This is a genomic window from Roseobacter sp. (assembly GCF_024639605.1).
GTDB lineage: Bacteria > Pseudomonadota > Alphaproteobacteria > Rhodobacterales > Rhodobacteraceae > Roseobacter.
Map to the genome: position 1 here is coordinate 1 of NZ_JAHEHZ010000205.1, position 4,749 is coordinate 4,749.

General features: G+C 64.9%; 7 protein-coding genes and 1 pseudogene. 3 read left to right on the plus strand and 5 right to left on the minus strand.

Annotation, left to right across the window (positions count from 1 at the left end):
• Positions 1-425: zinc ABC transporter substrate-binding protein (locus Q0M35_RS17385; RefSeq protein ID WP_295317520.1), on the minus strand; the 425-nt coding region annotated here is incomplete at its 3' end.
• A 78-nt stretch (positions 426-503) separates the two neighbouring features.
• Between Q0M35_RS17385 and Q0M35_RS17390 the strand changes: the two genes are divergently transcribed.
• From Q0M35_RS17390 to Q0M35_RS17400, 3 genes are read left to right on the plus strand one after another with little or no spacing between them, the layout of a single operon-like run.
• Positions 504-986: a Fur family transcriptional regulator gene (locus Q0M35_RS17390; protein WP_295317521.1), complete on the plus strand. Its 483-nt coding sequence runs from the start codon at positions 504-506 to the stop codon at positions 984-986.
• Entirely contained in the window at positions 983-1,768 is a 786-nt protein-coding gene (locus Q0M35_RS17395; RefSeq protein WP_295317522.1) for a metal ABC transporter ATP-binding protein, read from the plus strand. The genes Q0M35_RS17390 and Q0M35_RS17395 overlap by 4 nt, the downstream gene beginning before the upstream one ends.
• Positions 1,765-2,553 (plus strand): metal ABC transporter permease, encoded by a 789-nt coding sequence (locus tag Q0M35_RS17400; protein WP_295317523.1) that lies wholly within the window; start codon positions 1,765-1,767, stop codon positions 2,551-2,553. Before Q0M35_RS17395 ends, Q0M35_RS17400 begins: the two co-directional genes overlap by 4 nt.
• Here the strand turns inward: Q0M35_RS17400 and Q0M35_RS17405 are convergent.
• From Q0M35_RS17405 to Q0M35_RS17420, 4 genes and pseudogenes are all read right to left on the minus strand, one after another.
• Positions 2,550-2,951, minus strand: a complete 402-nt coding sequence (locus tag Q0M35_RS17405; RefSeq protein WP_295317524.1) for a RidA family protein — start codon at positions 2,949-2,951, stop codon at positions 2,550-2,552. The two genes, Q0M35_RS17400 and Q0M35_RS17405, sit on opposite strands and share 4 nt — an antisense overlap.
• Before the next feature lie 32 nt (positions 2,952-2,983).
• The gene (locus Q0M35_RS17410; RefSeq protein ID WP_295317525.1) at positions 2,984-3,673 is read right to left on the minus strand and encodes an ABC transporter ATP-binding protein; all 690 of its coding nucleotides are present in this window, start codon (positions 3,671-3,673) and stop codon (positions 2,984-2,986) included.
• Complete coding sequence (locus Q0M35_RS17415) at positions 3,670-4,425, minus strand: ABC transporter ATP-binding protein (protein ID WP_295317526.1); 756 nt, start codon at positions 4,423-4,425, stop codon at positions 3,670-3,672. Before Q0M35_RS17415 ends, Q0M35_RS17410 begins: the two co-directional genes overlap by 4 nt.
• Positions 4,418-4,749 (minus strand): annotated as a pseudogene (locus Q0M35_RS17420) (branched-chain amino acid ABC transporter permease); the annotation flags it as partial. The pseudogene Q0M35_RS17420 and the gene Q0M35_RS17415, both read right to left, overlap by 8 nt.

Below are 4,749 nucleotides of genomic sequence, written 5' to 3' on the forward strand. Positions count from 1 at the left end.
TCATGCGCATGATCCTCGTCCTGGCTGTCATGAGCGTTATGCTCTGCGTGCGCGTCGTGATCGTGCGGCTCAAAGGACCCGCCGGTACGAAAAGCCAGAAGCTGCATACCTTCGGCCGCCTTCAGAGTAAGCCTGTGCGCGTCACCGGCCAGCGTATCGACTGGATCCGCCAGCCAGGGCGTCAGGGCCGGACCGACCCAGATCACCAGATCGGCCGAGGACAGAGCCCGCGCCTCGGACGGGCGCATCGCATAGCTGTGCGGAGAGGCACCGGGCGGCAAAAGCACATCCGCCGTCCCCACACCTGCCATAACCTGATTGACCAGCCCCTGCACGGGCAGAATATCGGTAACCACCCGCGGCACCTCGGCCAGCGCGCCGGTGGTGCCGCAAAGAAGTGTCGCACAAACCATTAAAACGCGCATCGCGGCCCCCTTGTGATACATCCCGCGACCGGCTATCAGACATGTTATAACATATCAATACCTGCCCCCGGAGTTCAGATGTCATCTGTCGGATTTGACTGCCACGATCACAGCGCCTGTATGACCGGTACGCTTGCGCGGGCGGTCGAGCGTTGCCGCGATCAGGGGCTGAACCTCACACCGGTCCGGCGGCGCGCGCTTGAAATCCTGCTGAGCGAGCACCGCGCGCTGGGTGCCTATGACCTCCTGGCGCATCTGTCCGATGAGGGGCTGGGGTCGCAGCCGCCGGTCGCCTACCGTGCGCTGGATTTTCTGGTGCGAGCAGGTCTGGCGCATAAGATCGAGGCCCTCAATGCCTATGTCGCCTGCGCCCATGCCGGGGCGGATCACGCACCTGCATTTCTCGTTTGTCGCAATTGCCGTGCTGTGGCGGAGGCTGAAACCACCCCTGCTGCCGGGCGTCTGGGCGATGCTGCCCGTGCCGCCGGGTTCCGCATTGAGCGCACCGTGGTCGAGGCCCAGGGCCTCTGCCCTGCCTGCCAGCAGGATGAGCCTGCGTGACCGTGCTGATCGGGACCGAGGGCCTGCATCTGGCCTATGGCGGCCAGAGCGTGCTGCGGGATGTGAACCTGACACTGGCGCGAGGCGAAATCGTCACCATCGTCGGGCCTAACGGGTCCGGCAAGTCGAGCCTGCTGCGCGCCCTTATCGGCGCGCTGGCACCGGCACAGGGGCGCATCACCCGCGCGCCCGGGCTGCGCATCGGATATGTGCCGCAAAACCTCGCGATTGACGCGACGCTGCCGCTGACGGTGGCGCGGTTTCTGGGGCTGCCACGACGGATCAGTGCCGTCCGCGCTGAAGAAGTACTGACCGGTGCCGGCGTGCCCGGCCTTGCGGACCGGCAGATGTCGGCGCTTTCCGGTGGCCAGTTTCAGCGGGTGCTGCTGGCCCGGGCCCTGCTCGACATGCCCGATCTGCTCATTCTGGACGAGCCGACGCAGGGCCTCGATCAACCCGGATCAGCCGCCTTTTATCAGCAGATCGAGACCGTGCGACAACGAACAGGATGCGGTGTCCTGATGGTCAGCCACGATCTGCATGTGGTGATGGCAGCCTCCGACCGGGTGCTTTGTGTCAACGGCCATATCTGTTGCGAAGGCACCCCTGATATCGTCGCGAGCGCACCGGAATACCGCGCGCTTTTCGGCACCGGCACCCGTGGGGCGCTGGCGCTTTACCGGCATGAACACGGCCATTCACACGGGCCGAAAGGTGACCATGCACATGACCATGAACATGACCATGACCACGATCACCAGCACGAGACCACCGGGGCATGACCGACGATTTCATGATCCGCGCGGCCCTTGCGGGCCTCGGCGTGGCACTGGCGGCGGCACCTCTGGGTTGTTTCGTGATCTGGCGGCGCATGGCCTATTTCGGCGATGCGACCAGCCATGCGGCGATCCTTGGTGTGGCACTCGCATTGGCGACCGATCTGCCCGTCTTCGGCGGTGTGTTACTGGTCGCGGTTGCCATGGCGCTGCTGCTCACGGGACTTACCGGGCGCGGCATCAGCAGTGACGCGCTCCTTGGTGTGATGGCTCACGCGGCCCTGGCCTTGGGGCTTGTCGCTGTCTCGCTCATACCCGACGTACGTGTCGATCTGATGGGGTACCTGGTGGGTGATATCCTTGCTGTGTCACAAGCTGATCTTGCAGTGATCTGGACAGGGGCGACGCTGGTGCTGGGGCTGCTTTTCTGGCGCTGGTCATCTTTGCTGGCGGCCACCCTCAGCCCGGATCTGGCGCAGGCCGCGGGGCTCAGTCCGAAACGTGAAGAACTGGTGCTGACGCTGGCGCTCAGCATCACAGTGGCCGTCGCGATCAAGGTCGTGGGCGCGCTGCTGATCGCCGCATTGCTGATCATCCCGGCTGCCGCCGCGCGGCCGCTTGCGCGTACACCCGAAGGCATGGCGGCCGCGGCGATTTTCATCGGCGGTGCCTCGGCGCTCGGGGGGCTGATCGTCTCGTTCGCGCTGGACACGCCCACCGGGCCGACCATCGTGAGCCTTGCCGCGGTGGTATTCGCGCTGACCCGCGGGGTGAGCGCTGCCCGCGTTTAAGCGCGTGGCAGGACGGCCGTTGCCTCGATCTCGACCTGGGCCTCATCCTCGACGAGGGCTGCAACAACCACCATTGTCATCGCCGGAAAATGCCGGCCCAGCACCTCGCGATACGCCGCACCGACCTCTGCCTGACGGGCAAGGTATTCGTTTTTGTCCGTCACATACCACGTCAGCCGGGTGATATGCTCCGGCGCGCCGCCCGCCGCCTCAACCACGGCGCGGATGTTGCGCAGCGCCTGGCGCATCTGACCGATGAAATCATGCACCTCAAAGATCTGATCCTCCGTCCAGCCGATCTGGCCGCCGACATAAAGCTCACCGGTTTCGCAAAGCACGCCGTTGGCATAGCCACGGGCGGGTTTCCAACCGTCGGGATGAATGATCTGATGGGCCATTGCGGGCTCCTTTTCATGTTCCTGCAGGGCGCTCAGACGCCCAGATACTGATCCGCCACGGCGGCGGTGACATCGGACATCGCACCGGACCAGACGGTGCTGCCGCGTTCGAGAATGACCGCGCGGTCGGCGATGCCGCGCAGCTCTGCCAGCGATTTATCGACCACAAGAATGGCCATCCCTGTCTCTGATTTCAAACGGCGCACGGCAGCCCAGATTTCCTGGCGCACCACCGGGGCCAGCCCTTCGGTGGCCTCATCAAGCAGCAGAAGACGCGGATTTGTCATCAGCGCGCGCCCGATCGCGAGCATCTGTTGTTCGCCTCCGGAGAGAGACGCCGCCATCTGGTCGCGACGCTCTTCCAGGCGCGGGAAAAGCTCTGCGATGCGCGCCGCATCCCACTCTCCTGGCCGGGCCGCCGCGATGAGGTTTTCGCGCACCGTGAGGTTAGGAAAGCACCGTCGCCCCTCCGGCACCAGCCCGAGACCCTCGCGCGCGGCCTTGTGCGGCGGCAGCGCGCTGAGATCCTGTCCGCCGAGCGACACGGAGCCCCCCGAATGCCTGAGCAGCCGGCAAATCACGCGGATAGTCGATGTTTTGCCCATACCGTTGCGGCCCATCAGGGCGCAGACCTCGCCCTCTTCCAGCGTCAGATCGACACCAAAGAGCGCCTGGCTCGGCCCGTAGGAGGCCGTGATCCCCTGCACATCGAGAAAGTTCATCCCGCCTCCTCCGCACCCAGATAGGCCTCGCGCACATCTGCATTGGCCCGGATCTCATCAGCGGTGCCCGTGGCGATGATGCGCCCGTAAACCAGTACCGAAATCCGGTCTGCCAGCGCAAAAACCGCCTCCATATCGTGCTCTACCAGCAGGATCGGTGCCTCGCGGCGCAACCCGTCCAGAAACCCGGTAAGGCGCCGTGAGCCGTCAGCCCCCAGACCCGCCATTGGCTCGTCCATCAGGAAGGCGCGCGGTTGCAGCGTCAGCGCGACGGCGACCTCAAGCTGGCGGCGCTGCCCGTGGCTGAGATCAGCAGTGCGCCGTGTCGCCAGATTTTCCAGCCCTACCCGCTCCAGTGCGCTCATGGCCGCCGAGCGCAGGCCCGCATCCTGCATCACCGGACGGAAAAACCGCCAGACGGACCCGGCCCGACCCAGCGCCCCCAGCATCGCATTCTGAAGCACGGTGTATTCCATTGCGAGTGAGGAGATCTGGAACGTGCGCCCGAGCCCTGCGCGCGCGCGCGCGACAGTGTTGAACCCGGTAATATCCCGACCGTCAAAAAAGATCTGTCCGGCATCGGGCGCGAGCCCGCCCGCGATCTGTTTGATCAGCGTCGATTTGCCCGCGCCATTGGGCCCGATCAGCGCGTGGATCTCGCCGGGGCGCAGCGTCAGAGATACATCATCCGTGGCACAGAGCGCGCCAAAGGATTTGCGCAGACCCTCAATGCGCAGCAGCGGCTCAGTCATGCGCCACCTGCCGTCCCGCCAGCGCGCCAATCATGCCGCCGCGGGCAAAGAGCACGACCAGGAGCAACAGCAGGCCCAGATACACGTGCCAGAAATCTGACAGTCCGCCGAGGATATGCTCCAGCAGAATAAAGAGTGCCGCCCCTGCAACCGGCCCGAAAAGCCGCCCCACACCGCCGAGGATCACGAAGATCATGATCTCACCCGACATGTGCCAGCTCAGCATCGTCGGACTCACAAAACGGTTGAGATCGGCAAAGAGCGCACCGGCAAGGGCTGTGACAGCGCCCGAAATCACAAAAGCCAGCAGCCGCAGACGGTAAG